The sequence below is a fragment of the Streptomyces sp. TG1A-60 genome (assembly GCF_037201975.1).
Lineage (GTDB): Bacteria > Actinomycetota > Actinomycetes > Streptomycetales > Streptomycetaceae > Streptomyces.
Genome location: NZ_CP147520.1, coordinates 2,720,048 through 2,743,793, shown reverse-complemented (window position 1 = coordinate 2,743,793; position 23,746 = coordinate 2,720,048). Strand labels below are relative to the sequence as shown.

At 70.1% G+C, this 23,746-nt stretch carries 21 protein-coding genes, 2 tRNA genes and 2 pseudogenes; 15 read left to right on the top strand and 10 right to left on the bottom strand.

All coding sequences use genetic code 11. The annotated features are described in order from the left end of the window. The first annotated feature begins 154 nt into the window (after positions 1–154). The 4 genes from WBG99_RS11230 (at position 155) to WBG99_RS11215 (ending at position 5,635) form a co-directional block, all read left to right on the top strand. Positions 155–3,088 (top strand): UPF0182 family protein, encoded by a 2,934-nt coding sequence (locus tag WBG99_RS11230; RefSeq protein WP_338900296.1) that lies wholly within the window; start codon positions 155–157, stop codon positions 3,086–3,088. Positions 3,089–3,132: 44 nt separating this feature from the next. Continuing rightward, a tRNA-Met gene (locus WBG99_RS11225) sits at positions 3,133–3,206 on the top strand. Positions 3,207–3,376: 170 nt separating this feature from the next. Then, positions 3,377–5,428 (top strand): tetratricopeptide repeat protein, encoded by a 2,052-nt coding sequence (locus WBG99_RS11220; RefSeq protein WP_338896185.1) that lies wholly within the window; start codon positions 3,377–3,379, stop codon positions 5,426–5,428. A 133-nt stretch (positions 5,429–5,561) separates the two neighbouring features. Then, positions 5,562–5,635 (top strand) — tRNA-Met (locus tag WBG99_RS11215). 85 nt (positions 5,636–5,720) lie between these two features. Here the strand turns inward: WBG99_RS11215 and WBG99_RS11210 are convergent. The 3 genes from WBG99_RS11210 to hisN all read right to left on the bottom strand — a co-directional run bounded on the left by WBG99_RS11210 (position 5,721) and on the right by hisN (position 7,821). Next, positions 5,721–6,137 (bottom strand): Fur family transcriptional regulator, encoded by a 417-nt coding sequence (locus WBG99_RS11210; protein WP_338896184.1) that lies wholly within the window; start codon positions 6,135–6,137, stop codon positions 5,721–5,723. 247 nt (positions 6,138–6,384) lie between these two features. Further along, positions 6,385–6,777: a CBS domain-containing protein gene (locus WBG99_RS11205; protein WP_338896183.1), complete on the bottom strand. Its 393-nt coding sequence runs from the start codon at positions 6,775–6,777 to the stop codon at positions 6,385–6,387. 243 nt (positions 6,778–7,020) lie between these two features. After that, positions 7,021–7,821: a histidinol-phosphatase gene (gene hisN, locus WBG99_RS11200; RefSeq protein WP_338896182.1), complete on the bottom strand. Its 801-nt coding sequence runs from the start codon at positions 7,819–7,821 to the stop codon at positions 7,021–7,023. A 530-nt stretch (positions 7,822–8,351) separates the two neighbouring features. Between hisN and WBG99_RS11195 the strand changes: the two genes are divergently transcribed. Beyond that, positions 8,352–8,990 carry a TetR/AcrR family transcriptional regulator gene (locus tag WBG99_RS11195; protein WP_338900294.1) on the top strand — a complete coding sequence of 213 codons (639 nt, stop codon included), beginning with the start codon at positions 8,352–8,354 and terminating at the stop codon, positions 8,988–8,990. A 409-nt stretch (positions 8,991–9,399) separates the two neighbouring features. On the opposite strand, the gene WBG99_RS11190 is transcribed toward WBG99_RS11195, so the two are convergent. The 4 genes from WBG99_RS11190 to WBG99_RS11175 form a co-directional block, all read right to left on the bottom strand. Next, a complete protein-coding gene (locus WBG99_RS11190) occupies positions 9,400–9,723 on the bottom strand; it encodes a multidrug efflux SMR transporter (protein ID WP_338896181.1) in 324 nt (107 codons plus the stop codon). 118 nt (positions 9,724–9,841) lie between these two features. Further along, the gene (rsgA, locus tag WBG99_RS11185) at positions 9,842–10,855 is read right to left on the bottom strand and encodes a ribosome small subunit-dependent GTPase A (RefSeq protein WP_338896180.1); all 1,014 of its coding nucleotides are present in this window, start codon (positions 10,853–10,855) and stop codon (positions 9,842–9,844) included. A 16-nt stretch (positions 10,856–10,871) separates the two neighbouring features. Further along, positions 10,872–12,203 (bottom strand): 3-phosphoshikimate 1-carboxyvinyltransferase, encoded by a 1,332-nt coding sequence (aroA, locus tag WBG99_RS11180; RefSeq protein ID WP_338896179.1) that lies wholly within the window; start codon positions 12,201–12,203, stop codon positions 10,872–10,874. A gap of 134 nt (positions 12,204–12,337) precedes the next feature. Then, positions 12,338–13,060 (bottom strand): M50 family metallopeptidase, encoded by a 723-nt coding sequence (locus WBG99_RS11175; RefSeq protein ID WP_338896178.1) that lies wholly within the window; start codon positions 13,058–13,060, stop codon positions 12,338–12,340. A gap of 272 nt (positions 13,061–13,332) precedes the next feature. On the opposite strand from WBG99_RS11175, the pseudogene WBG99_RS11170 reads away from it, so the two are divergent. Both WBG99_RS11170 and WBG99_RS11165 read left to right on the top strand, forming a co-directional pair. Next, positions 13,333–13,632: pseudogene (locus WBG99_RS11170) on the top strand (immune inhibitor A domain-containing protein); the annotation flags it as partial. A gap of 336 nt (positions 13,633–13,968) precedes the next feature. Beyond that, positions 13,969–15,984: a glycosyl hydrolase gene (locus tag WBG99_RS11165; protein ID WP_338896177.1), complete on the top strand. Its 2,016-nt coding sequence runs from the start codon at positions 13,969–13,971 to the stop codon at positions 15,982–15,984. 16 nt (positions 15,985–16,000) lie between these two features. Here the strand turns inward: WBG99_RS11165 and WBG99_RS11160 are convergent, their stop codons facing one another. The 3 genes from WBG99_RS11160 to WBG99_RS11150 all read right to left on the bottom strand — a co-directional run bounded on the left by WBG99_RS11160 (position 16,001) and on the right by WBG99_RS11150 (position 17,708). Then, positions 16,001–16,330 (bottom strand): MFS transporter, encoded by a 330-nt coding sequence (locus WBG99_RS11160; protein WP_338900293.1) that lies wholly within the window; start codon positions 16,328–16,330, stop codon positions 16,001–16,003. 76 nt (positions 16,331–16,406) lie between these two features. Next, a complete protein-coding gene (locus WBG99_RS11155) occupies positions 16,407–16,838 on the bottom strand; it encodes an FtsX-like permease family protein (RefSeq protein ID WP_338896176.1) in 432 nt (143 codons plus the stop codon). A gap of 135 nt (positions 16,839–16,973) precedes the next feature. Continuing rightward, on the bottom strand, positions 16,974–17,708 hold the full coding sequence (locus WBG99_RS11150) for a hypothetical protein (protein WP_338900588.1): 735 nt from the start codon (positions 17,706–17,708) through the stop codon (positions 16,974–16,976). Positions 17,709–17,860: 152 nt separating this feature from the next. On the opposite strand from WBG99_RS11150, the gene WBG99_RS11145 reads away from it, so the two are divergent. From WBG99_RS11145 to WBG99_RS11110, 8 genes and pseudogenes are all read left to right on the top strand, one after another. After that, positions 17,861–17,995, top strand: a complete 135-nt coding sequence (locus WBG99_RS11145) for a hypothetical protein (RefSeq protein ID WP_338896175.1) — start codon at positions 17,861–17,863, stop codon at positions 17,993–17,995. Between the two features lie 49 nt (positions 17,996–18,044). Further along, positions 18,045–18,860, top strand: coding sequence for an SOS response-associated peptidase (locus WBG99_RS11140; protein WP_338896174.1), 816 nt, complete (start codon positions 18,045–18,047; stop codon positions 18,858–18,860). 1 nt (position 18,861) lies between these two features. Continuing rightward, complete coding sequence (locus WBG99_RS11135) at positions 18,862–19,524, top strand: alpha/beta family hydrolase (RefSeq protein ID WP_338896173.1); 663 nt, start codon at positions 18,862–18,864, stop codon at positions 19,522–19,524. Positions 19,525–19,818: 294 nt separating this feature from the next. Then, entirely contained in the window at positions 19,819–20,490 is a 672-nt protein-coding gene (gene sigR / locus WBG99_RS11130) for an RNA polymerase sigma factor SigR (protein WP_338900292.1), read from the top strand. Further along, positions 20,487–20,798 carry a mycothiol system anti-sigma-R factor gene (gene rsrA / locus WBG99_RS11125; RefSeq protein WP_338896172.1) on the top strand — a complete coding sequence of 104 codons (312 nt, stop codon included), beginning with the start codon at positions 20,487–20,489 and terminating at the stop codon, positions 20,796–20,798. Before sigR ends, rsrA begins: the two co-directional genes overlap by 4 nt. A gap of 524 nt (positions 20,799–21,322) precedes the next feature. Continuing rightward, positions 21,323–21,475 carry a hypothetical protein gene (locus WBG99_RS11120; protein ID WP_338896171.1) on the top strand — a complete coding sequence of 51 codons (153 nt, stop codon included), beginning with the start codon at positions 21,323–21,325 and terminating at the stop codon, positions 21,473–21,475. A gap of 659 nt (positions 21,476–22,134) precedes the next feature. Continuing rightward, positions 22,135–22,513: pseudogene (locus tag WBG99_RS11115) on the top strand (metal-dependent phosphohydrolase); the annotation flags it as partial. 127 nt (positions 22,514–22,640) lie between these two features. Beyond that, positions 22,641–23,648: a hypothetical protein gene (locus WBG99_RS11110; RefSeq protein WP_338896170.1), complete on the top strand. Its 1,008-nt coding sequence runs from the start codon at positions 22,641–22,643 to the stop codon at positions 23,646–23,648. Positions 23,649–23,746 lie beyond the last annotated feature (98 nt).

Below are 23,746 nucleotides of genomic sequence, written 5' to 3'. Positions count from 1 at the left end.
CCTGCCTCGTTCGTTCCCGGATCTGGGAACCGAGTAAAGCGTGAGTAAGTTGCATAGGTGAGGCCCCTACGACCATGGGGCCCGCTGGAGGGTCCGTAGACGCGGGCCTGATGGATCGACAGCGAACTTCGAGGTGCGCACCTTGGCTTTCCAGATGCCGGACCGCGGCGGAGGCCCGACGGGGCCGCGAATCAGAGTGGGCCGACCGTCCCGACGTGTCCGGACGCTGCTCATGACGCTGGGCGTCCTTGCCGTCCTCGGCATGGCGTTCGTCATGTTCGCGGGGTTCTGGACGGACTGGCTCTGGTATCGGTCGGTGAAGTACTCGTCCGTCTTCACCACCACCCTGTGGACCAAGATCGGGCTCTTCTTCATCTTCGGTCTGCTGATGTCGGCCTCGGTCGGCTTCAACATCTGGCTGGCGCACCGGCTGCGGCCACCACTGAGCGCCATGTCGATGGAACAGCAGAGCCTCGACAGGTACCGCATGGGCATCGCGCCCTACAAGAAGTGGCTGCTCCTCGGGATCGCCTCCCTGGTGGGCCTCATCGCCGGCGCCTCCGCCTCCGGGCAGTGGCGCACCTGGCTGATGTGGGTCAACGGAGTGCCGTTCGGCCAGAAGGACCCCCAGTTCGACCTGGACGTCGCCTTCTACGCTTTCGACCTGCCCTGGTACCGCTTCCTGCTCGGCTTCGGCTTCGCCGCCGCCGTGCTCTCGGTGATCGCCGCCGCACTCACGCACTACCTGTACGGCGGCCTCAGGGTCACCTCCCCGGGCGCGCGCGCCACGGCCGCGGCCACCGGGCACCTGTCGGTGCTCATCGGCATCTTCGTCGCCCTGAAGGCGGTCGCCTACTGGCTCGACCGGTACGGTCTCGCGGTGAAGTCCAGCGACTTCAAGGCGACGGGAAACTGGACGGGCCTCAGGTACGTCGACGCGAACGCGTATCTGCCGGCCAAGACGATCCTGTTCTGCATCGCCGTCATCTGCGCACTGCTGTTCTTCGCCACCATCTGGCGGCGCACCTGGCAGCTGCCGGTCATCGGCTTCGGCCTGATGGTGCTCTCCGCGATCCTCATCGGCGGGCTGTACCCGGCGATCGTCCAGAAGTTCCAGGTCCAGCCGAACGAGCAGGCCAAGGAAGCGCCGTATGTCGAGAAGAACCTGGTGGCCACCCGGCAGGCCTACGGCATCGACGGGACGGACGTCCAGGAGTACTCGGGCACCAGCAACACCACCGACAAGGCCAAGCTCCGCGCGGACGCCGACACCACGGCGAGCATCCGCATGCTCGACCCGAACGTCGTCTCACCGACGTTCCAGCAGCTCCAGCAGATGAGGAACTACTACGCGTTCCCCGCCAACCTGGACGTCGACCGGTACAGCGGCGAGGACGGCTCGGAGCAGGACACGGTCATCGGCCTGCGTGAGCTGAACCTCGCCGGCATTCCGAAGAACAACTGGATCAACGACCACTTCCGCTACACCCACGGCTTCGGCGTGGTCGCCGCCAAGGGCACCGAGGCCACCTCCGGCGGCCGTCCGGTGTTCACTGAGTCCGACCTGCCGTCCAAGGGCGAACTGGGCGAGTACCAGCAGCGGGTCTACTACGGCGAGAAGACCACCCAGTACTCCATCGTCGGCGGTCCCCAGAAGGAGATCGACTACTCCGACGACACCGGTGAGAAGACCACCAGCTACACGGGCGACGGCGGGGTCAACCTCTCCAGCCCGGTCAACCGGGCCGCGTACGCGGTGGCATTCAACGAGCCGCAGATCATCTACTCCGGAGCCATCGGCGAGGGTTCACGGATCCTGTACAACCGCACACCCAAGGAACGCGTCGAGGCGGTCGCCCCCTGGCTGACGATCGACGGCGACGCCTACCCGGCCGTCGTCGACGGGAAGATCCAGTGGATCGTCGACGCGTACACCACCACCAACGGCTATCCGTACGCCTCCCGCACCACCCTGGGCGACACGACGGCCGACTCGCTGACCGCGGACAACAGCCAGCGCGCGGTGGTGGCCCAGGAGAACCAGGTCAACTACATCCGCAACTCGGTGAAGGCGACCGTCGACGCGTACACGGGTGAGGTCGAGCTCTACCAGTGGGACACCCAGGACCCTGTCCTGAAGACCTGGATGAAGGCATTCCCGGGCACGGTGGAGTCGAAGAACGACATCTCGGACTCGCTGATGGCCCATCTGCGGTATCCGCAGGACCTGTTCAAGGTCCAGCGCGAGCTGTTGACCCGGTACCACGTCAAGGACGCCGACACCTTCCTCAGTGGCAGTGAGGTGTGGCAGGTCCCGGACGATCCGACCAACACCTCGGGCAACGCGGTGCCGCCGTACTACCTGAGCATGAAGATGCCGGGTGTGCAGGAGCAGGAATTCTCGCTGACCACGACGTTCACCCCGAACGGCCGTGACAACCTCAGCGGTTTCATGTCGGTCAACGCCGAAGCGGGCACCAAGGACTACGGCAGGATCAGAATCCTGAAGGTGCCGACGAGCGAGGCCATCGAGGGACCCAAACAGGTCCAGAGCCAGTTCAACTCCGAGCAGGACATCGCCGAGACCATCAGTCTCCTGAGGCGCGGCGACTCGGAGGTCGAGTACGGCAACCTCCTGACGGTCCCGCTCGACGGCGGACTGCTCTACGTGGAGCCCGTCTACGTGCGAGGCGGCGGACTCAAGTACCCGCTGCTGCGCAAGGTCCTGGTCACCTACGGCGGCAACACGGCCTTCGAGGACACCCTCGACGAGGCGCTCAACAAGGTGTTCGAAACCGAGGGTTCCACCACCGAGCCACCGGCGGACGACGGCGACGAGGGCACCGACGAGCCGCCGACGTCCGGCGACCCGACGGTCCAACAGGCCCTGGAGGAGGCCCAGAAGGCGTTCGACGAGGGCCAGCAGGCGCTCAAGGACGGCGACTGGGAGGCGTACGGCCGGGCCCAACAGGAGCTGGAGGACGCGCTGAAGCGTGCCGAGGAGGCACAGGCCGCGACCGACGGGACCGGCGGCGACACCGGCGAGAACAGCGACCAGAGCGGTGACGAGGGCTCCGGAGGCGGCTGATTCAGAGTCCCACCCCGCGCCGTGGTACGGTTGCTGAGCAACGGCGCGGGGTGGAGCAGCTCGGTAGCTCGCTGGGCTCATAACCCAGAGGTCGCAGGTTCAAATCCTGTCCCCGCTACTGAAGTTGAAGGCCCGGATCCTCCAAAGGATCCGGGCCTTCGACGTGTTGCAGGGGGAGTGGGGAAATCTGTGTTTGACTTGTCGCTCTGTGGGCAAGTCGACAAAACGCTGTAGTGACCTCAATGGCTGCGGTATACCAGGTGTACCCAGGTTGCAGGTGGTGCGACGATGGACGTTATGGGGGACAAGGCAACTCTGTTGGCGACAGGGCGGTTTGCGCAGCATGCCGACTTTGCGCCGCCTGTCGATTTTGTGGTGCCCGCCGAGCCCGGGTCCTCGGCCGAGTCCGTACTGACCGCCGAACTCACGGCGTCCGCCGGCCGTGCGCTGCAGCCGGCCGACTCCGCGCAGTCCGCAGACCCGGACGAGACGGGGGACGCCGTCGAGGAGGCCCGGCAGCGGCTCGCCGCCGAGAAGGGCGGCACCGAGGCGATGAGCGTCCTCGGCGCCATGCTGCTGCGCCGTGGTGACCTCGACGGGGCCGAGCCCTATCTGCGCGCCGCCACCGCCGCCGGGGACCGCGCCGCCGCCAACAACCTGGGTGTCCTGCTGCACCAGCGCGGATACCCCGACGAGGCGGCCGGCTGGTGGCGGACCGCCGCTGTCGCGGGTTCCGCCGCGGCCGCACACGCCCTCGGTCGCCACCACCGTGAGCGCGGCGACGAACCGGCCGCCGAGTACTGGCTGCGCCAGTCCGCCGAGCACGGCCACGCGCTGGGCGCATACGCCCTCGCCGACCTGCTGGAGCACCGCAGCGACACCGCTGCCGAGGGGTGGATGCGGGTCGCCGCCCAGCGCGGCCACCGTGAGGCCGCGTACCGGCTCGCGCGGGCACTGGACCAGCGTGCGGAGCAGGAGGAGCGTGCCGCCGTGCGCGAGGGGCGCCGCATCGCACGTGCGGCGTTCGAGATCGGCGGCGCGAGCCGTGGGGGCCGGCCCGTCGTCCGTGGGGGCCGTGCCCCAGCCGTCCGCGCGGGGGAGCCCGACGCTGACAACGGTGTCGGACCGACCGCAGCCGAGGAGGCCGAACAGTGGTACCGCCAGGCCGCCGCGCGCGGGCACCGGCGGGCCGCGCTGCACCTCGGGGCGATCCTGGAGCGGCGCGGCGAGCTCAAGGAGGCCGGGCGCTGGTACCTGACCTCCGCCAGGGACGGCGAGCCGCGCGCCGCGTGCGCGCTCGGGTTCCTGCTGCGGGACGCGGGCGACACCGAGAGCGCGGCCGTGTGGTGGCTGCGGGCCGCCCAGAACGGCGACGGCAACGCGGCCAACGCCCTGGGCGCGCTGCACGCCGAGCGCGGCGAGACCCAGACTGCCGAGCGGTGGTACCGGGCCGCGATGGACGCCGGTGACATCAACGGCGCCTACAACCTCGGGCTGCTCTGTGCCGAGCAGGGGCGGACCGCGCAGGCCGAGCAGTGGTACCGGCGCGCCGCGTACGCCGGGCACCGGGAGGCCGCGAACGCGCTGGCCATCCTGCTGCTCCAGGTCGGTGACGCGTCCGGGGCCGAGCCGTGGTTCTCCAAGGCCGCGGAGGCGGGCAGCGTGGACGCCGCCTTCAACCTGGGCATCCTGTTCGCCGGGCGGGGCGACGACGTCAAGGCGCTCGTCTGGTACGAGCGGGCAGCCGCCGCCGGGCACACCGAGGCGGCGCTCCAGGTCGCCATCGCGCGACTGCGGGACGGCGACGAGCGGGCCGCCGAGCGGCATCTGCGGTGTGCCGCGGGCGGGGGCAGCGCGGAGGCCGCGTACCGGCTGGCCGCCGTGCTCGACGCGCGTCGGCCGCCTGCGCCCGCGCATGAGCTGGGGGAGCCGGTGCGGGAGAAGAACGAGTGCGAGGAGTGGTACGAGAGAGCGGCGTCGCAGGGGCATCGGCGGGCGCAGGTGCGGGTCGGGATGCTGGCGGCGGCGCGCGGTGACGTGGTCGAGGCGGCGCGGTGGTACCGGGTGGCGGCGGAGTCCGGGTCGCGGAACGGTGCGTTCAATCTGGGGCTGCTGCTGGCTCGGGAGGGGAGCGAGCCGGAGGCTGCCGTGTGGTGGGCCCGAGCCGCCGATGCGGGGCATGGGCGGGCGGCTTTGCGGCTTGCCCTCGTCTGCGCGCGTCGGGGGGAGCTGGTCGAGGGGAAGCGGTGGGCCGACCGGGCCGTGGCGCTCGGGCCGGCGGAGGTTGCCGAGCGGGCGGCGCGGTTGCGGGATGCGTTGCGGGACGAGTTGTCGGCGTAAGGGCGTGCTGGGCCGGACCCGAGGGGTGCGCCTCTGCCGGGGCTGGCAGGGGGTGGGGGCGCGCCATGACGGAGCGTGGGGCGCAATGGATTTGCGCTGGTCCCTGAGGTGCACGTACTGTTGGGTTCAACGACGCGGGGTGGAGCAGCTCGGTAGCTCGCTGGGCTCATAACCCAGAGGTCGCAGGTTCAAATCCTGTCCCCGCTACTGAAGACTCAGGGCCCGGAACCGATAAGGTTCCGGGCCCTGAGTGTGTCACCTGGCTGTACGGGGAGCGTCCGGCGCGTCGGGACTAGGCTGCCGCGCAGTGCGGGCAGACGCCCCGGTAGGTGACCTCCACGTCCGAGACGGTGAACCCGAAGCGCTCGGAGGCGGGGAGGTCGGTGAGGGGATTGCCGGTGGGGTGGACGTCGCGGATGGTGCCGCACTGGGCGCAGACCAGGTGATGGTGCGGGCGGTGTGCGTTCGGGTCGTACCGCTTGGCCCGCTTGTCCGTCGCGACTTCCAGCACCTCACCGAGGGAGACCAGCTCGCCGAGGGTGTTGTAGACGGTCGCCCGGGAGATCTCGGGCAGCTTGGCGACAGCGCGCGCGTGTACCTCGTCGGCCGTCAGATGGACGTGTTCGCCCTCGAGGACCTCCGCCACGACACGTCGCTGCGCGGTCATACGCCATCCGCGTCCGCGCAGCCGCTCCAGAAGGTCACTCATACCGGTCAGCCTAACAGCACGGGGCGACAGATCCCGAACAGGTGTGACTTTGGAGCTTGACTCGACTTGGATTTTATCCAATATGAGACCGGAATCCGTTGGTGGAGGCTCAGCAGGCGCCTGGAGGTCGCCGTCCAGGCCCTGTGCGGCCGGCCAAGGTTGGACCGCTTGTCGTTGAGGACGGGCCGGAATCTCGCAGGAGGTTCCGGCCCGTCCGTGTGCCGCGCGCTGGTGTGCCCGCCGGGGGCTACGCCGGTGCGTGCTGTCGGGCAGGTGTCCAGCAGCGGATGATGTCGCGGACCGAGACGATCCCGATGGGAGCGCCGCGGTCGAGGACGATCAGATGGCGGAAACCGCCGTGGGTCATGGCGCGGGCTGCTTCCTCCAGGGTCCAGGACGGCGCGGCGAACACGACGTCGGTGGTGGTGTGGTCGTGGACCCGCTCGCTGTCGGGACTCTGGCCGAGGCCCACGGAGTTGAGGACGTCGCGTTCGGTCAGGATGCCGAGTCCGCCGGCGTCGGGGTCGAGGACGACGGCCGCGCCGATCCGGCGTGCCGACATCAGCGCGGCGGCCTGGCGGAGGGTGTGATCGGGGCCGATGGTGAGGACCACTGTGCTCATGGCGTCGCGGACGAGCATGGAGTTCAGCCACCTCCTAGGAATTCCCCGGGGCAGATAGCTCAGGCCCGGCGCCGGAGGCGCCTCGTGACCGCTGCTTGAGCACTGCACAAGTGCACAAACGGGGGACTCTCAATGTGGCAGGCAAAGCGGAGGTCAACAAGGGGGCGTGCGTGGTCAGTTCGGGGGCGCCCTGATAGCACGCAGGGGCCCGTGCGCATCAGTGGAAATCTGCGGAAATCTGCGGAAATCTGCGGGATCGGTTCAGTAGCGCTGGTTCAGATATCCCAGCAGTTCGTCGTGGAGGAGGCCGTTCGAGGCCGCCGCGTTGCCGCTGTGCGGGCCGGGGCGGCCGTCGAGGCCGGTGAAGCTGCCGCCCGCCTCGGTGACGATGATCGCGTTGGCGGCCATGTCCCAGAGGGAGAGCTCGGGTTCGGCGCAGATGTCCACCGAGCCCTCGGCGACCATCATGTACGGCCAGAAGTCGCCGTACGCGCGCGTGCGCCACACCTCGCGGGTCAGGTCCAGGAAGCCGTTCAGCTGGCCTCGGTCCTCCCAGCCGTTGAGGGAGGAGTACGCGAACGAGGCGTCCGGCAGTTCGGCGACGCGGGAGACGTGCAGGCGGGAGGCCGAGCTGAGGCTGCGGCCGGTGAAGGCGCCCCCGCCCTTCGCCGCCCACCAGCGGCGGCCCAGGGCGGGGGCGGAGACGACGCCGACGACGGGCTGGTAGCCGCCCTCGGCCGCCTCCGTCAGGGAGATCAGGGTGGCCCAGACGGGGACGCCCCGGACGTAGTTCTTGGTGCCGTCGATGGGGTCGATGACCCAGCGGCGGGGGCCGGTGCCCTCGACGCCGTATTCCTCTCCGAGGATCGCGTCGCGGGGGCGGGCGCGCTGGAGTTGGCCGCGGATCAGTTCCTCGGCGGCCTTGTCGGCCTCGCTCACCGGGGTCATGTCCGGCTTCGTCTCGACCTTCAGGTCGAGGGCCTTGAAGCGGGCCATCGTGGTCGCGTCGGCGGCGTCCGCGAGGACGTGGGCGAATCGGAGGTCGTCGAGGTAGTCGGCCATGTGGCGAACGGTATCTGTCGAGGTCGCTACGGGGCTACCGGGGGCTGGTGGTCCGTTGGGGCGTGGGCTCGGGCGGGGGTCGGGAGGGCGCCCGGCGGCTGGTGCCGGGCGGGGGTCGGTCACGCGGCCCGGCGTCCACGGGGCGCCGCCTGCGCCCTCGGGCGGGTGTCGTTCCGGGGGTGTAGTTGGCCGGAGTGTCGGCGGGTGGCTTTCGCGGGACGAGTGGGCGGCTGCTGGGCGGGTGTTGTTCCGGAAGGGCCGCGGTGGGTGTGATCGGGGGTGTCAGGCGGTCGTGGCATGGGCGGGACGGTGGCGGGCACATGTGTCTGTGCTGCTGTCCTGACGGGGGTTGTTGCGTCGCTTCGGGCAGTGAAGGGTGCGAGGGTGTGGTGTTGTGGTGGGAGGGGTGGAGGGGGCCGCGCACGTTGGCCGGTGTGCGCCCCTGGGGGCCCGTCGTGAACCCTTGACAGTGACTTGATGCGCGTCAAATGTGAGGGCCAGAGCCGCCGCTCGCTTTCAGGGAGGCGATGATGCCTGCAGCGCGGGAATCCTTGTTGGACGCCGCTTACACGGCGCTGGTGCGCCGGCCGTGGTCCGCCGTGCGCATGGTGGACGTGGCGGCGGTGGCCGGAGTGTCACGCCAGACGCTGTACAACGAGTTCGGCAGCAAGGACGGGCTTGCCAGGGCCCTGGTCCGGAGGGAAGCGGACGGCTATCTGGCGGGCGTCGACCGGGCGCTGACCACCCCCGCGGACACCCGGGACCGGCTGGCCGCGACCGCCGAGTGGACCGTGGTCGCCAGCCGGAGGAACGCGCTGGTTCGCGCCATGCTCACCGGCTGCTGGAGCGAGCGCCTGCCCTTTCCGACGCTTTCGGCGGTGCCCTCGTCCTCCGTGGTGCCCGCGCAGCGCCGCGCGGACGGGCCGCTGCCCGCACCCGCCGACTTCGTGGCCCTGGTGCGCGAGCGCGCCGTCGCCGTGCTGACCGCGCCCGGCACTCCCAAGTCGGAGACGACGGAGCTGGCCCGTTCCTGTGAACTCGCCGTCCGCCTCGCCCTGTCCTGCGTGGCGGCGCCCCCGGGTGAGGGCGGAGTCGCGGACCTCGTACGGACCGCGCTGCCCCGCCAGCTGAGCCGGCCTCTCAACCACCTGTGGCCGGGCGGGAACTAGCGCCACGGCAGGCGACTCTCGCCCCGTCGCGACGCCCGGGCACGCCCTCTCGCCGCACCGGCCGAAAGTCCGACGGACACCGCTCCTTGACGGGCGAACGTCACCTGTCGCGGCACTGGAAGTGCCCTGAAGATCTTGAAATTGCGCCCGGCTTGCACCCATTCACGCCGATTGACATTTACCGGCGATCCGGGGCGAGCCGGGCGGCCGGAGCAAGATCTTCATCGGCCTTCCAGGGCGTGTTTCGACTGTAGCGTCGTCCGCCCGGAGGGCGGGGCTCGCGGCGTCTGGTGCGGTGCGTCGCAAGGCGGAGGGTCGCCCGCGTACTGGGCGTACGCGGGCGATCCCGGCAACGCGGCGAGGTGCCGTGCCAGGCGTCGCGTGCCAGACGGGCCTTTCGAAACCCGCCCTAGTGCGCCGATCCCGACAGCTGCAGCCCCACGACGCCCACGATCACCAGCGTGATCGAGACGATCTTCAGGGTGGACACGACGTCACCGAGGAAGACCATTCCGTAGATCGCCGTGCCGGCCGCGCCGATGCCGGTCCAGACGGCGTAGGCCGGGCCGACGTCGAGTTTCTTCAGGGCGAGGGTCAGCAGGCCGAAGCTGCCGAGTGCGAAGACGACGAAGGCGACCGTGGGCCAGAGTCTGGTGAAGCCGTGGGAGAGCTTCAGACAGACGGCGAACCCGGTCTCCAGCAGCCCCGCCACCACCACCAGCAGCCACGCCATGTCTCGTCCTCCCGTGTCCCCACGCTCCGTGACCGCTTCGGTGGTCTCGCCCGCCCTGGATCCGACGTGGTGCGATTATGCACTTACCGGGTGGGCCGGGGCGCAAACAACGCGGAGGTCAGTCGCCTTCCCGCCGTTCTCGTGTCTCGAGGAGTCGGCGCAGGGAGTAGAGCCGGGCGGGGTCCGCGTGCCCGTCCGCCACCCACTGGTCCAGCGCGCAGTCCTGCTCGTCGTGACTGCACGCACGCGGGCAGCCCTCCGTGCCCGGCACCAGGTCCGGGAAGGCGTTGATGACCCGGGAGGGGTCGACGTGGGCCAGCCCGAAGGACCGTACGCCCGGGGTGTCCACCACCCAGCCGCCGTGGGAGTCCGCCAGTGGGAGGGCCAGCGCCGAGGTCGTGGTGTGCCGGCCACGGCCCGTCACGGCGTTCACAAGGCCCGTCGTGCGGCGTCGCTCCTCGGGAACGAGGGCGTTCACCAAGGTCGTCTTGCCCACGCCCGAGTGGCCCACGAACGCCGTGATCCTGCCGCCGAGGTGTTCGCGTACGCGGTCGGCGGCGTCGCCGTCCTCCAGTTCCTGGCGGCTCGTCACCACGTACGGGATGTCCAGGTGGCCGTAGAGCTCAAGGAGCTTGTCGGGCGAGGCCAGGTCCGACTTGGTCATGACCAGCAGGGGGGTGAGGCCGCCGTCGTACGCCGCCACCAGACAGCGGTCGATGAGGCGGGGGCGGGGCTCGGGGTCGGCGAGGGCCGTCACGATGGCGAGCTGGTCGGCGTTGGCGACGACGACGCGTTCGTACGGGTCGTCGTCGTCGGCCGTGCGGCGCAGGACCGACGTACGGTCGGTGATGCGGACGATCCGGGCGAGGGTGTCCTTCTTGCCGGAGAGGTCGCCGACGAGGGCGACGGTGTCGCCGACGACCGCGGCCTTGCGGCCCAGTTCACGGGCCTTCATCGCGAAGACGACCCGGTCATCGACGAGGCAGGTCAGCCGACCCCGGTCGACGGTGAGGACCATGCCCTCGGCGGCGTCCTCGTGCTTCGGGCGGATGTTCGTACGGGGACGGTTGCCCTTGCGGTTCGGGCGGCTGCGGATGTCGTCCTCGTCGGTGTGCTTGCCGTAACGGCGCATGATCCCGGTCCGCCCGTCAGTTCTTCCCGAGCATCCCGGTCCACAGCTCGGGGAAGTCCGGCAGCGTCTTGGCCGTCGTCGCCACGTTCTCGATCCGCACACCCTCCACGGTCAGGCCGATGATCGCACCGGCGGTGGCCATGCGGTGGTCGTCGTAGGTGTGGAAGACACCGCCGTGCAGGGGCCGGGGGCGGATGTGGAGGCCGTCGGCGGTCTCGGTGACGTCGCCGCCGAGTTCGTTGATCTCCTTGGTGAGCGCGGCCAGGCGGTCCGTCTCGTGGAGGCGGAGGTGGGCGACGCCGCGCAGGGTCGAGGGGGAGTCGGCGAGGGCGGCGACCGCCGCGATGCCGGGGGTCAGCTCGCCGACCTCGCTCAGGTCCACGTCGATGCCGTGGACCGAACCCGAACCGGTGAACACCAGGCCGTACTCGGTCAGTTCGCAGATGCCGCCCATCTCCGTGAAGATCTCGCGGAGCCGGTCACCGGGTTGGGTGGTGCGCGCGGGCCAGTCGGGGATGACGACCTTGCCGCCGGTGACCAGGGCCGCCGCCAGGAACGGCTGGGCGTTCGACAGGTCCGGCTCGATCGTCAGATCGCGGCCGAGCAGGGCACCCGGCGTGACCCGCCAGACGTTCGGTTCGCCGCCCGACTCCGGGGTGTCCACCTGGGCGCCGACCGACCGCAGCATGTCGACGGTCATCCGGATGTGCGGCAGGGAGGGAAGCGTCGAGCCGATGTGGCGGACCTCGGCGCCCTGGTTGAAGCGCGGGGCGGACAGCAGGAGCGCCGACACGAACTGCGAGGACGAGGACGCGTCGATCGCCACAGGGCCGCCGTCCAGGGCACCCCCGCCGTGGACCGTCAGCGGGAGCGCGCCCCGGCCGTCGTCGTCGATCCGGGCGCCGAGCACGCGCAGGGCGTCGATCACGCCGTTCAGGGGGCGCTCGTACGACCGGGGGTCGCCGTCGAAGCGGATGGGGCCGTCGGCGAGGGCGGCCACCGGCGGGAGGAAGCGCATGACCGTGCCGGCGTTGCCGACATCGACCGTGGCCGGGCCGCGCAGGCCGGTGGGCAGGACGCGCCAGGCCTCGCCGGAGCCGCCCGTCACGGCGGAGCTGGACGACACGGTCTCCTCGATTCCGACGCCCATCGCGCGCAGCGCGGCGGCCATCAGGAGGGTGTCGCGGGAGCGGAGGGGGCGGCGCAGCCAGCCGGGCTCGCTCGCGAGGGCGGCGAGCACGAGGGCGCGGTTGGTGACCGACTTGGACCCCGGGACGTGGACCGTCGCGTCGACGGCTTCGCTCGCGTGGGGGGCGGGCCAGAGGGCGGGCTGTGCGTTCAGGTCCATGCCGCCACTTTAATGGCCGGGCGCGGAAGGGGGTGCCCCGTGATCGCCGTGTGCGGGTGCGGGCCGTCCGCGGTCGAGCGTGCCGGCTCGCCGCGCCCGTGTGATGCGCCCCTTTCGGGGCGCATCACACGCTGTCACATTCCCAGGAGCCACCTGCCGCCACCGAGCAGAGAACACACCGACACCACGTGGAACATGAGGAGCCACACCGTCGCCGGTACGTGCGTCAGGCGCGACAACTGGTCCGCGTCCGAGTCGCCCGCTCCTCCCCTGCGGCGCTTGGCCTGAAGTTCGAAGGCGGGCCGTACTCCGCCCAGCAGCAGGAACCAGACCACCGCGTACGCGAAGGCCGCCTGGACCTGGGGGCCCGCCAGCCAGGAGACGACCACGAAGGTGCCGCCGGTGAGGACGACCGTCAGGGCGCCGTAGGCGTTGCGAATCATGAGCAGCATGGCGATCAGCAGGATCGTGGCGAGCCAGAGAAGGAGGGTGATGCGGCCGGAGCCGAGGAGGGCTGCGCCGCCGAGGCCGAGGAGCGGGGGCGCGGTGTAGCCGGCGGCGGCGGTGAGGATCATGCCGAGGCCGGTGGGCTTGCCGCGGCTGACGGTGAGGCCGCTGGTGTCGGAGTGCAGGCGGATGCCGGTCAGGGTGCGGCCGGTGAGCAGCGCGACCAGGCCGTGGCCGCCCTCGTGGGCGATGGTGACGGCGTTGCGTGAGAGCCGCCATACGCCGTGCGGGGCGATCGCCGCGAGCGCGGCGACCGCGGTGACTATGACGACCCAGGTGTCGGGGTCGGGCTGGGTGCCGAATACCTCGTCCCACAGGCTTGCCAGGGAGGTGGCTGCGGTGCTTTCCATGTTCTGCGGTGGCTCCTCCGGGTCGCGATTGACGGGGGCCGGCGCGTAGCGCCATCGTTGCGGGCGGTGGTCGGGAGACGGGCGGGCCTGGCAGTGTGGCACTTATGTGCGGACGGTACTTGAGACGCTGACCTAGCAGCGATCGTTCCTGACGGCAAACGTGCATGTCACAGTGTTAGAGCCCCGGAGTGATCCGGGGCTCTTGCTCTACCCGTGCTGACTGTGTGCTGACCTGGAGACACCTGTGATCACCCCAGGAAACCCGTCCCGTGATCTTCACGATCCTGGTCGAGTTCGGTGACGAGATCGACAGCCGCTACGGCGGCGCGCCCCGCCCGCTGCACAACCAGATACCCGAGCCGGACCGCACGAAGAACAACACCACGGCCTGGCAGGCGGACTACAGCCAAAATCACTACGAGCGGCTGTACTTCGGCACGGACAAGAAGGCCCAGTCGGTGAAGAAGTACTACGAGAAGCAGTCCTCGGGCCGCTACTTGGTCGAGGGCGAGGTGACCGACTGGTTCAAAGTCCCCTACAACGAAGCCCGTTACGGAAACAACGCTTGCGGCCGTCCAGGCCCGGTTCACAGCTCTGGGCACCCTCGGGAGTGGAAGACGGCTCGTCCCCCGGAATGCGACGACTGTACGACGGCCGACTGAGCAGGCCGCCTACCCCAAGCCACCTGAGCGACGCCGCGACCCGGCATAGGACAACGGCGGCCGCCGCCATGCCCGACGACGCGGCCGCGTGCAATGGCCGACGCGATGCACGCCGCCATGCCCGACGACGCACGGCGCCGCCGACGGGGGGCTCCCGGCCCACGACACCCGCCCCCTGGGGCGGTGCACTCGAACCCCAGTGAGTCACCTCCCCTTGCAGGAGATCCCACCTCAAAGGAGATGCACATGTCGAACCCTCCCATGAAGCGTCGAGCGTTCATCCTCACCGGCGCCACGGTCGCCATGGCAGCGGGCGCCGGAATACCGGTGGCCGCCGCGGCGACCTCCCCCACGGCGCCCGCCGGCGCGCCGACGCCGGTCCGGATCGTCGACGACAAGGCGACCCCCGCCACCCGCGCGCTGTTCGCGTACCTGAAGCGGCAGCAGGGCAAAGGCATCCTGTTCGGTCACCAGCACGACCTCACCTACGGCTTCACCTTCACCACTGCCGACGGCAAGGCGTCCGACACCAGGGCGGCGGTGGGCGACTACCCCGCGGTCTTCGGCTGGGACACCCTCATCCTCGACGGCGACGAACGCCCCGGCGTCCAGGACGGAACCGAAGCCGAGAACATCGCCGCGCTCAGCCGGTGCATCCGGCAGGGAGACGCACGCGGCGGGATCAACACCCTCACCGCCCACATGCCGAACTTCGTCACCGGCAAGAACTTCTACGACACAACGGGCCGAGTGGTCAGCCAGATCCTTCCCGGAGGCGCGAAGCACGCGCACTTCAACGCCTTCCTCGACCGCATCGCGAAGGCGGTCAAGGGCGCGCGGAGGCCGGACGGCACCGCAATCCCGGTCATCTTCCGCCCCTTCCACGAGAACAACGGAGGCTGGTTCTGGTGGGGCGCCGGCCACACCACCTCGGGCGAGTACATCGAGCTGTTCCGCTACACCGTCGAGTACCTGCGTGACACCAGGGGCGTCCACAACCTGCTCTACGCCTACTCGCCCAACTCGAGTTTCGGAGGCGACCCGACCGGCTACCTGAAGACCTACCCGGGCGACCGTTTCGTCGACATCCTCGGCTACGACTCCTACGACGAAAACGCCGGACCGACCGCCTGGCTGGACGGTCTGGTGAAGGACCTGGCGATGGTGGTCCGGCTGGCGAACGAGCGAGGCAAGGCGCCGGCCTTCACCGAGTTCGGGGAGAGCGGTACCGAGGTCCGCAACCCGCAGTGGTTCACCCAGCTGTCGCAGGCCGTCGAGGCGGACCCGCTGGCCCGTCAGGTGACGTTCATGCTCACCTGGGCCAACTTCGGAGGCGCCAAGCGCGCTTATGTGCCGTACCCGGGCCACGTCCTGCTGCCGGACTTCGTCAAGTACCACCAGGACCCCTACACCCTGTTCGCCGCCGATCTCCGGGGCGTGTACTCCGCTCGCACCACCGCTGTCAGGAACGCCCCGTTCATGCACCTCGTGACTCCCACGGACCGACAACGCGTGACGGCCTCCAAGACCACCGTCCGGGTGCGTGTCACGCCCGCGAGGGCGAGCCGGGTCACCTACTCCGTGAACGGCGGACGCGCCAGACGGCTGTGCCTCGACGCCGACGGCTTCTACTCGGGCGACTGGTCGATCGATGCGGCCTTGCGGAACAGCCGCTCGGTGACCCTCACCGTGAGCGCGCGGGTGGACGGCAAGACGCTCACCGACTCGGCCGTTGTCCTCCTCGGCGAGGTCGCACCGCTGCCTGCCGGTTGGGTCGACGACTTCGAGGGATACGCCGGAGACGACGCCGCCCTGAGCGAGGCGTACACCCATCTCAACTCCAACACCCTCACCCTGTCGCCCGACCACAAGTCCTCGGGCTCCTACGGACTGGCCTACGCGTACGACTTCACCGGCGCCGAGTTCACCGGCATAGGCAAGTCGGTCGTCGCGGACTGGTCCGCCTTCACGTCCCTGGCGCTGTGGATGCAGGGCGACGGTTCCGCAAACGGCGGGGCGCTCCAGATCGTCGCCGGCGGAGTTGATTTCTGGTATCAGGTTCAACTGTCCGACATGAACGGGCAGGAGGTCAGGGCACCCTTCAGCGAGTTCGGGCCCGCTCCCTGGGACACCGCACCCGCCGGAGCCGTGCTCGACGCGGCTCATCTCGCCAAGGTGACGGCGTTCAATCTGTACCTCGGCCATGGAAGCGGCGCGGCGACCAAGGGCGTCGTGTACGTGGACAACATCAGGGCCGAATGACACACCCGGCACAGGGTCACCGCCGTCCGAGTCCGCTTGCGCCGGGATCACACTCCCGTGCGGTCTCGGCCGGCGCCAGCATGCTGCCGACCGCGCCAAGCAGCAGAGCCGCCGCGAGCAACGCCCAGAGCGATGCGGTGTCCCTGGCCAGGAGGAGGGTCAGGGTCCCGAGGAGCCCCGCCCCGATTGCATTGTTGACGAGGAGCAGATTCCGGTGGTCGTACCTGTCGGCGATCACTCCGGCGGGCAGGCGGGCGAGGACGATACCGACGGACAGTGCTGTGCTGTTCAGCCCCGCTTGCCGGACGTCGCCGGTGGTGTGGAGGGTGACCACGGGCAGGGCGATGGCGGAGGCCGCGGTGCCACGGCGGACACGGACTCACCGCTGTAGAGCAGCCAGAACCGCCTGCCCAGGCCACCGATCATGAGGCGTCCCCCGCGAACTGCTGTCTGATGCCCCGCATCGGATGGGCCACGAGTACGGCGGGAAGGGCCACGGCCGCGAGCGCGGCGGCGAGTACCCCCGTGGTCCACGGAACGTCGAGAGCGGGGAACACGCCCTCGCCCACGGCCCGGGAGAGCGGGGTGAGGCACACCAACGCGGTGACGGCCGACAGCGTCAGCCCCAGGGCGGCCGCGCCCAGGACCTCGTAGAGCACGCAACGGAGCAACTGCGCCCGGCCGAGGCCGAGCGCCCGCAGGTGGGCGCGTCGGGGCCGGCGGTCGCGCTGGGCGAGAGCGCAGGTGTTGGCCGCGGCGATCAGCGCGTAGCCCGAGACGACGGCGACGCCCGTCAGTCCGCCGTGGAGGCTCGGTGAGCTCGGCAGCGGACGGGAAAGGACGCGTTTCACCATGTCCGCCGTCTCGGGGTGACGCAGGCGGTGCAGCAGCCAGGCCGCTCCGGCCAGCCCGTCGCACAGCCCCGAGGGGATGTCGTCGAGGGCCTGCCGGGCCGCCCGCGCCAGCCATTCAACGTGTTGGGGATCCAGTTAAGTGCCCACGATGTGCTGGGCCAGGAGGACACCGGAGGCCCCGTTCGCCAGGCTGAGCGCGCCGCCGGGCCGGTGTACGGCGATGTCGCCGGGAAACAGGCGATCGGTGCGGTCCGGCGTGGCGGCACGTGTGATGCCGCGCTGCAGACTCGTCTTCGGTTTCTCGTCGAGTGGCAGGGAGGCCGTGGCGGGTGGAAGGGGCAGATACGGGCGCAGGTCCGGTGACAAGGCGAGGCGATCCTGCATCCGGCGCAGGAATTCCGACGGAACCATGGGAAATCTGGCACGACCCAGGTTGAACAGATGTCTCACAACGGCTGGACTGCGCATCGTGAGCACTGTCAGGGGCACGAACGCACCGAGCTGACAACATCCGAGGGCGAACAAGTCCGCGTCGCGAGCGGAAGTGATCGACGGATGCATGAAAACGAGGCTGTCACGGAGACCCGGGCAGCGTGCCCGGGTTCGCCTGGCGACCGGCGGCGCGGAGGTGCCTGAACTCGCCGACCGGTACGGCTCGGCGATCACCTTGGAGTACGACGACGCGCGCGTGCCGCGTGTGTTGGACGAGCTGGATGGGGCCGCGCTGGCCCACATTGCGACGCACGGCACCTTCCGAGCCATCTGCGCGAGTACCTGCACCAGCTCCCCGGCCTCCGGGCCTCGGTCCAACGGTGGCGGACGCGTCTGGAGCTGTCCACCGCGCTCCTTGAGTACCTGGAAATCTTCCATGACCGACAGCACAGGCACTCCGCCCTGGGCATGCTCAGCCCGGTGGAGTACGAACTCCGCACCCCGCCAGTAGCCTGAGACCAAGCAACTCGACTCCACCCAACTCGGCGCAGTCCGAAGCCTCCACCGATCCTGGAGCGGTTCACTCGGACGTGTCCCGGTGGCTGGGGCACACGAGCATCAAGGAGACGGCGGACACGTACGGGCACCTCACCCCGGACGCCACTGGGCGGGCGGTCAAGGTGATGGATGTGGCGCTGACCCAGCACCGCGCTGACTGGTGCTGACCGAGACGGCATGATCTGGCGTTTTCGCAGGTCGGAGGGGTGGTTACATATGTGCGGACGGTATGCGTCGAGTCGTAGGCCCGAGGATCTCGCAGGAATCTTTGAGATCGAGAAGTGGGAGCCGGAGGAGACCCTGGAGCCCGATTACAACGTGGCCCCCACCAAGGAGGTCTACGCGGTTGTCGACCGCCCTCTGAAGGACGCCGACGACAAGAGACCGGTTCGCCAGCTGCGGAAACTGAAGTGGGGTCTGGTCCCGTCCTGGTCGAAGAACCCCGAGGGCGCCGCGCGGATGATCAACGCGCGCGCGGAGACCGTGCACGAGAGGCCGTCGTACCGCCGCGCCTTCGCCACCCGGCGCTGTGTCCTGCCCGCCGACGGCTACTTCGAGTGGGTCACCGGCAAGGGGGAGCGTGAGCTGGAGGTCGAGGGCAGGAAGAAGAGGCCGCGCAAGCAGCCGTACTTCGTGCTGCCGGCCGACGGGTCGGTCTTCGCGATGGCCGGGCTGTACGAGTTCTGGCGGGACAGGACGCTGCCGGACGACCACCCGCGGGCCTGGTGGGCCACCTGCTCGGTGCTCACCACGGAGGCCGAGACGACCCCGCTGGCCGTGGCCCCGGAGGACGGCCCGCACAGTCTGGCCGAGATCCACCCCCGGATGCCGCTGATGCTCACGCCCGACCGCTGGGACAGCTGGCTCGATCCGGCCCGCACGGACCTCGACGATCTGCGCGGGCTGCTCGCACCGCCGCCCGCCGGGCTGATGCGCGCCTACCCCGTTTCCACGGCCGTCAGCAACGTCCGCAACAACAGCCCGGAACTGCTGAAGGAGCTGGAGGGCCCCGAGGAGGGCACACTCTTCTGATGTGACCGAGATCAAGGAAGAGATCGACACCGAGGTCGGTACGGCCCGCGTCAGCTGGTACGGGGCGAGGAAGGCCCAGTGGGTCCTCGCCGCCGGTCATGGCGCCGGAGGCGGCGTCGAGGCCCGTGACCTCCAGGCGCTCGCCGCCGTCCTCCCGGCGCACGGGGTGACCGTGGCGCTGGTCGAGCAGCCGTGGCGGGTGGCGGGCAGGAAGCTGGCGCCGGCGCCGAAGACGCTGGACGTGGGCTGGCGGGGGGTGTGGCCCGCGCTGTCGAAGCCGGGACTGCCGGTGATCGCGGGCGGGCGGAGCGCCGGTGCCCGGGTGGCCTGCCGTACGGCGCGGGAGCTGGGCGCGGCGGCCGTCCTCGCGCTGAGCTTTCCCCTGCATCCGCCGGGCAGGCCGGAGAAGTCCCGCGCCGACGAGCTGCTCGGGGCCGGGGTGCCCACGCTCGTCGTGCAGGGTGGAAACGACCCGTTCGGGAAGCCGGAGGAGTTCCCGGAGGGGGCGAGTGGACCGACGGGCTCGAACGGCTCCTACGGGCTCGTGGAGGTGCCGTACGGCGATCACGGGTTCGCCGTGCCGAAGCGGGCGCCCCTCGATCAGGAGGAGGCGCTGAGGGTGGTCACCGACGGTGTCGTGGAGTGGATCGCGTCACTGCGATGAGCGGAGTGGAACGCGTCACTCGGTAGGGAGCCGGTGGGGGAGCGGGAATGTTGTGTGACGGACCTCTGTTGTGCGGATCAGACAGCGCGAGATCGTGCTGAACCGCTCGTAGGAGAGGAAGTCCGCCGCATGGGTTCGACCACCTGCCCGACCCGCAGCAGCCGCGCCGACCTGGACTGGACGGTGCTGCACGCGGCGAAGAGCAGCACCGTTCGGGCGGCGGCCGGTGTGGATCGTCGTCTATCCTCCGAATCTGGTGGTACCGGTCTCGGTACCGCACAGACGTTGGAGGAGGTGGGTCCGGTCACTGGGACCGACGCAGGGACCGAACGGGGCCAGGCGGAGCAGCCCGAGGGCACGGAGACCGCCGCGGAGCGCAGCTCCCGTTTCGAGCGGGACGCTCTGGAGTTCCTCGATCAGATGTACTCGGCCGCGCTGCGCATGACGCGCAACCCGGCCGACGCCGAGGACCTGGTGCAGGAGACGTACGCGAAGGCGTACGCGTCCTTCCACCAGTTCCGTGAAGGTACCAACCTGAAGGCCTGGCTGTACCGCATCCTCACGAACACCTTCATCAACTCGTACCGCAAGAAGCAGCGCGAACCCCAGCGCAGCGCGGCCGAGGAGATCGAGGACTGGCAGCTGGCGCGCGCCGAGTCGCACATGTCGACCGGGCTGCGCTCCGCCGAGTCGCAGGCGCTCGATCACCTGCCCGACTCGGACGTGAAGGAAGCGCTGCAGGCGATCCCCGAGGAATTCCGCATCGCCGTCTATCTCGCCGATGTCGAGGGCTTTGCGTACAAGGAGATCGCCGACATCATGGGGACACCCATCGGTACGGTGATGTCCCGGCTGCACCGGGGCCGCCGTCAACTGCGCGGCATGCTTGAGGACTACGCCCGTGATCGCGGTCTGGTCCCGGCCGGCGCCGGAGAGTCGAACGAAGCGAAAGGCTCGGGCTCATGAGCTGCGGAGAGCCGCACGAGACGGATTGCAGCGAAATCCTCGATCACCTCTACGAGTTCCTCGACCGTGAGATGCCCGACACCGACTGCACCAAGTTCGAGCACCACTTCGAGGAATGCTCGCCGTGCCTGGAGAAGTACGGGCTCGAACAGGCCGTCAAGAAACTGGTCAAGCGGTGTTGCGGGCAGGACGACGTGCCCACTGACCTGCGTGCCAAGGTGATGGGCCGGATCGATTTGATCCGATCGGGACAGGCCGTGCCCGAGCATGATGTGACAGCCTCGCCGGTGACCCCGCAGGAGACCTGAGCCAGGCGCTTCACCGGTGCTTTTCTGGCGCCTTCCCTGAGCCCGTTCGGGAGCGGCCGTAGGTCGTTCGTGGAACGGGCTCAGTCGTCGGCAGGCTGGGACGGGCTCAGACTTCGAGGCCGTCGTTCATGTCCAGCGAGGTCAGCGTGCGCAGCTGCTGCCCCAATTCCTCAGTGCTGCTGACCGGTCACTGTCCGGCCAACTAAGATCGAACGCGAGTGACTCACCGGTCACAGACATCAACTTTGTTGTGTGTTAAGGAAGTTGGCGTTCAAAGTACTGTGCGGCGCGTGCACCTGGAGGGCGAATCGGGGAACGGGTGACGGCGCTTCAGGCCTCTCTGAACCGGCTTTTCGACTCTCCCGGCGTCACCGGCGTCGCCCTCATCGACGCGGTCACGGGTCTGACCTACGCCGCGGCGGGTGACGCCGCCCAGGCGGGGACCGGGGCGGAGTTCTCCGACCTGGCCACCCTCATCTCCGATCGGCTCGGTGAGGCGGGGGCCGAGGGGGGAGAGCGTGGTCATGACCAGCAGGAGACGCCACCAGGTGCTGCTCTTCCTGGACCGTCAGGCCGGCGGCCCGCTGCTGCTCGCGGCCGGTCTCGACCGGGACCGGGCGAACCTGGCGCTCGCCCTGCGCGGTCTCGGCGACCGAGCCCGCGAAGTACTGGCGTGAAGACTCCCCGGTGCGCAACGTCCCCGCGCTTCTGCAGACACTGCACCGCGGGAGGGTCACACCGGTACGGTCCGGGTCTCCGGTTCCCCGGGTGGCACGATTCACCTGCGGAACGGCCTGGTCGGCGCGATCGAGAAACCGGGCGCGCCGACCGCGACGTCCGTGCTGCTCGCCTCCGGCCGGATCGACGACGACGCCTGGCAGGCGGCCTGCGCGGCGGAATCCGACGCGACCGGCTGGAATCGCACCTGGCGGCCACCGGACTGGTCGGCGCCGCCGAACTGGAGGTCGTCTGCACGGCGGCCGTGTTCGACGCGGCTTTCGCGATGGTGCTCAGCCCGCCCGGCGGCTGGGAGCTGACCGACCGGGAGCCCACGCCGGGTCCGGTGGTATGGCCGCAGAACTCGCGGCCGACATGGCGCACTGAACGACTGGCCTCGACAGTCGCCACAGGAGCGGTACCTCACACGAAGGGGTTAATCCGGCCACCGTCGCCCCGGAGATTCACCCGCCCGCGCCGACCTGTCCCAGACTCCGGAGCCGGGACTCGGGAGGGCCGTCACGGGGTCGGTACAGGCGCAGACCAACGCCTCGCTCGTCCGGGAGACGGAGATCGCCGAGTGCGCCCCGACCGGAACCCGCGGCAGGGGGCGGACGTGGCGCTGACGCACGACATCGGCCGGCTGAGCCCGGTCGCCCCGTGCCCGCCCGCCGGGTCCACCGCCCGGCTCCCGACGGCCGAGCAGCGCCGCACAGCACCGCCGGGCGGCGCGGTCGTACGGCGGACCGGCGCGGACGTCGAGGTCGCCGTGGTGGTAGAGCGGCAGGCGGATCCGTACCCTGAGCAGCCGGTCGGCGCGGATCGTGCGGGTCGTGCAGGCATACGAGGAGAAGACGCGGGCAGCAGCGCCCGGAGGGCCGCTCCGGGCGCGGGCGGAACTGCGGCTGGGCACGGCCCGGGACTCTCATCCGGAGGTGGCGGAATCGCTCGCGTGGGTGCTGTCCAGAGACAGTCTGATCTTGCCCGTGGTGGGGTAACCCATGGGTAATGAGCGACCCTCCGTCCGTCCGTGGTTGGATGCGAGGGAGAGGGTGTACCGGGGGCGACGGCCAGCCCACTCCGACGGAACTGGCAGGCGGGAACCGTAACTGGCAGGCGGGAATCGTGAGGATCTTCGGCAAGGGACGGCATCGGCCCTCCGCCTCCTGGCGGCAGGCCACCGACCGTGCGTTCACGCTGATCGGCGACGGTCGGTACGAGGACGCCGGTGCGCTGTTGACACGTGCCGCGGACCTGGAGCCGTGGCTGTCGGAGTCCTGGTTCAATCTCGCCCTGCTGCACAAGTTCCGGCACGACTGGGAGCAGGCGCGGGCCGCGGGCCTCAGGGCCGTCGCGCTGCTCGACCGGGAGACCGGGGCGCCCGACTGGTGGAACGTGGGCATCGCCGCGACCGCCCTGCAGGACTGGCCGCTGGCCCGCCGGGCCTGGCAGGCGTACGGGCTGAAGGTGCCCGGAGGCGCGGCCCGGCCGAAGCCCGGGGCCGGCCCCGGGGACTCCGGCGAGCTGGTGGGCATGGACCTCGGCAGCGCGGCCGTACGGCTCTCGCCGGAGGGTGAGGCAGAGGTCGTGTGGGGGCGGCGGCTGGATCCCGCCCGGATCGAGGTGCTCTCCATCCCGTTGCCGTCGTCCGGGCGGCGCTGGGGCGAGGTCGTCCTGCACGACGGGGTGCCGCACGGGGAGCGGACCACGGCCGCGGGGCACGCCTACCCGGTGTTCGACGAGATCGAACTGTGGGCGCCGTCGCCGGTGCCGACGTGGGTGGTGCTGTTGGAGGCCGCGACCGAGGCCGACCGGAACGCGCTGGAGCGGCTCGCGGCCGACGCCGGGTTCGCGGCGGAGGACTGGTCGTCGTCGGTCCGGCTGTTGTGTCGGCTCTGTTCGGAGTCCCGGATGCCGTCGGACGAGGGCGACGGCGATCATCTCGATCCGCACGACCACAGTGAGCCGGGGCATCCCGGGCCGCTGGGGCATGTCACGGACGGGCAGTTGTGGGCGCCGGAGCGGGAGTGCGGGATCGCGGCGCCTGCTTCGCTGGTCCGGGGGCTGTTGGACGGATGGGTCGCCGACAGCCCTGATTCCAGGGACTGGCGGGATCTGGAAGAGGTTTGCTAGGGGGCGTGCGGTCCGTCTTCGGCCGCGGGCACGTCGTGGCTGATCGGGCGGTTCCCCGTGCCCCTGAAGGGGCGTCCCCCGAGCGGCGCGATCCCCGT

Coding starts and splice junctions, on each gene's coding strand:
- hisN (WP_338896182.1), bottom strand. CDS start 7,821: ATGGCCGACTACCTCGACGACCTCCGATTCGCCCACGTCCTCGCGGAC.
- WBG99_RS11205 (WP_338896183.1), bottom strand. CDS start 6,777: ATGCTCGTCCGCGACGCCATGAGCACAGTGGTCCTCACCATCGGCCCC.
- rsgA (WP_338896180.1), bottom strand. CDS start 10,855: ATGCGCCGTTACGGCAAGCACACCGACGAGGACGACATCCGCAGCCGC.
- WBG99_RS11190 (WP_338896181.1), bottom strand. CDS start 9,723: ATGGCGTGGCTGCTGGTGGTGGTGGCGGGGCTGCTGGAGACCGGGTTC.
- WBG99_RS11230 (WP_338900296.1), top strand. CDS start 155: ATGCCGGACCGCGGCGGAGGCCCGACGGGGCCGCGAATCAGAGTGGGC.
- WBG99_RS11120 (WP_338896171.1), top strand. CDS start 21,323: ATGACCAGCAGGAGACGCCACCAGGTGCTGCTCTTCCTGGACCGTCAG.
- WBG99_RS11165 (WP_338896177.1), top strand. CDS start 13,969: ATGTCGAACCCTCCCATGAAGCGTCGAGCGTTCATCCTCACCGGCGCC.
- rsrA (WP_338896172.1), top strand. CDS start 20,487: ATGAGCTGCGGAGAGCCGCACGAGACGGATTGCAGCGAAATCCTCGAT.
- WBG99_RS11155 (WP_338896176.1), bottom strand. CDS start 16,838: ATGGTGAAACGCGTCCTTTCCCGTCCGCTGCCGAGCTCACCGAGCCTC.
- WBG99_RS11210 (WP_338896184.1), bottom strand. CDS start 6,137: ATGAGTGACCTTCTGGAGCGGCTGCGCGGACGCGGATGGCGTATGACC.
- WBG99_RS11175 (WP_338896178.1), bottom strand. CDS start 13,060: ATGGAAAGCACCGCAGCCACCTCCCTGGCAAGCCTGTGGGACGAGGTA.
- WBG99_RS11195 (WP_338900294.1), top strand. CDS start 8,352: ATGCCTGCAGCGCGGGAATCCTTGTTGGACGCCGCTTACACGGCGCTG.
- WBG99_RS11220 (WP_338896185.1), top strand. CDS start 3,377: ATGGACGTTATGGGGGACAAGGCAACTCTGTTGGCGACAGGGCGGTTT.
- aroA (WP_338896179.1), bottom strand. CDS start 12,203: ATGGACCTGAACGCACAGCCCGCCCTCTGGCCCGCCCCCCACGCGAGC.
- WBG99_RS11150 (WP_338900588.1), bottom strand. CDS start 17,708: ATGGAAGATTTCCAGGTACTCAAGGAGCGCGGTGGACAGCTCCAGACG.
- WBG99_RS11140 (WP_338896174.1), top strand. CDS start 18,045: ATGTGCGGACGGTATGCGTCGAGTCGTAGGCCCGAGGATCTCGCAGGA.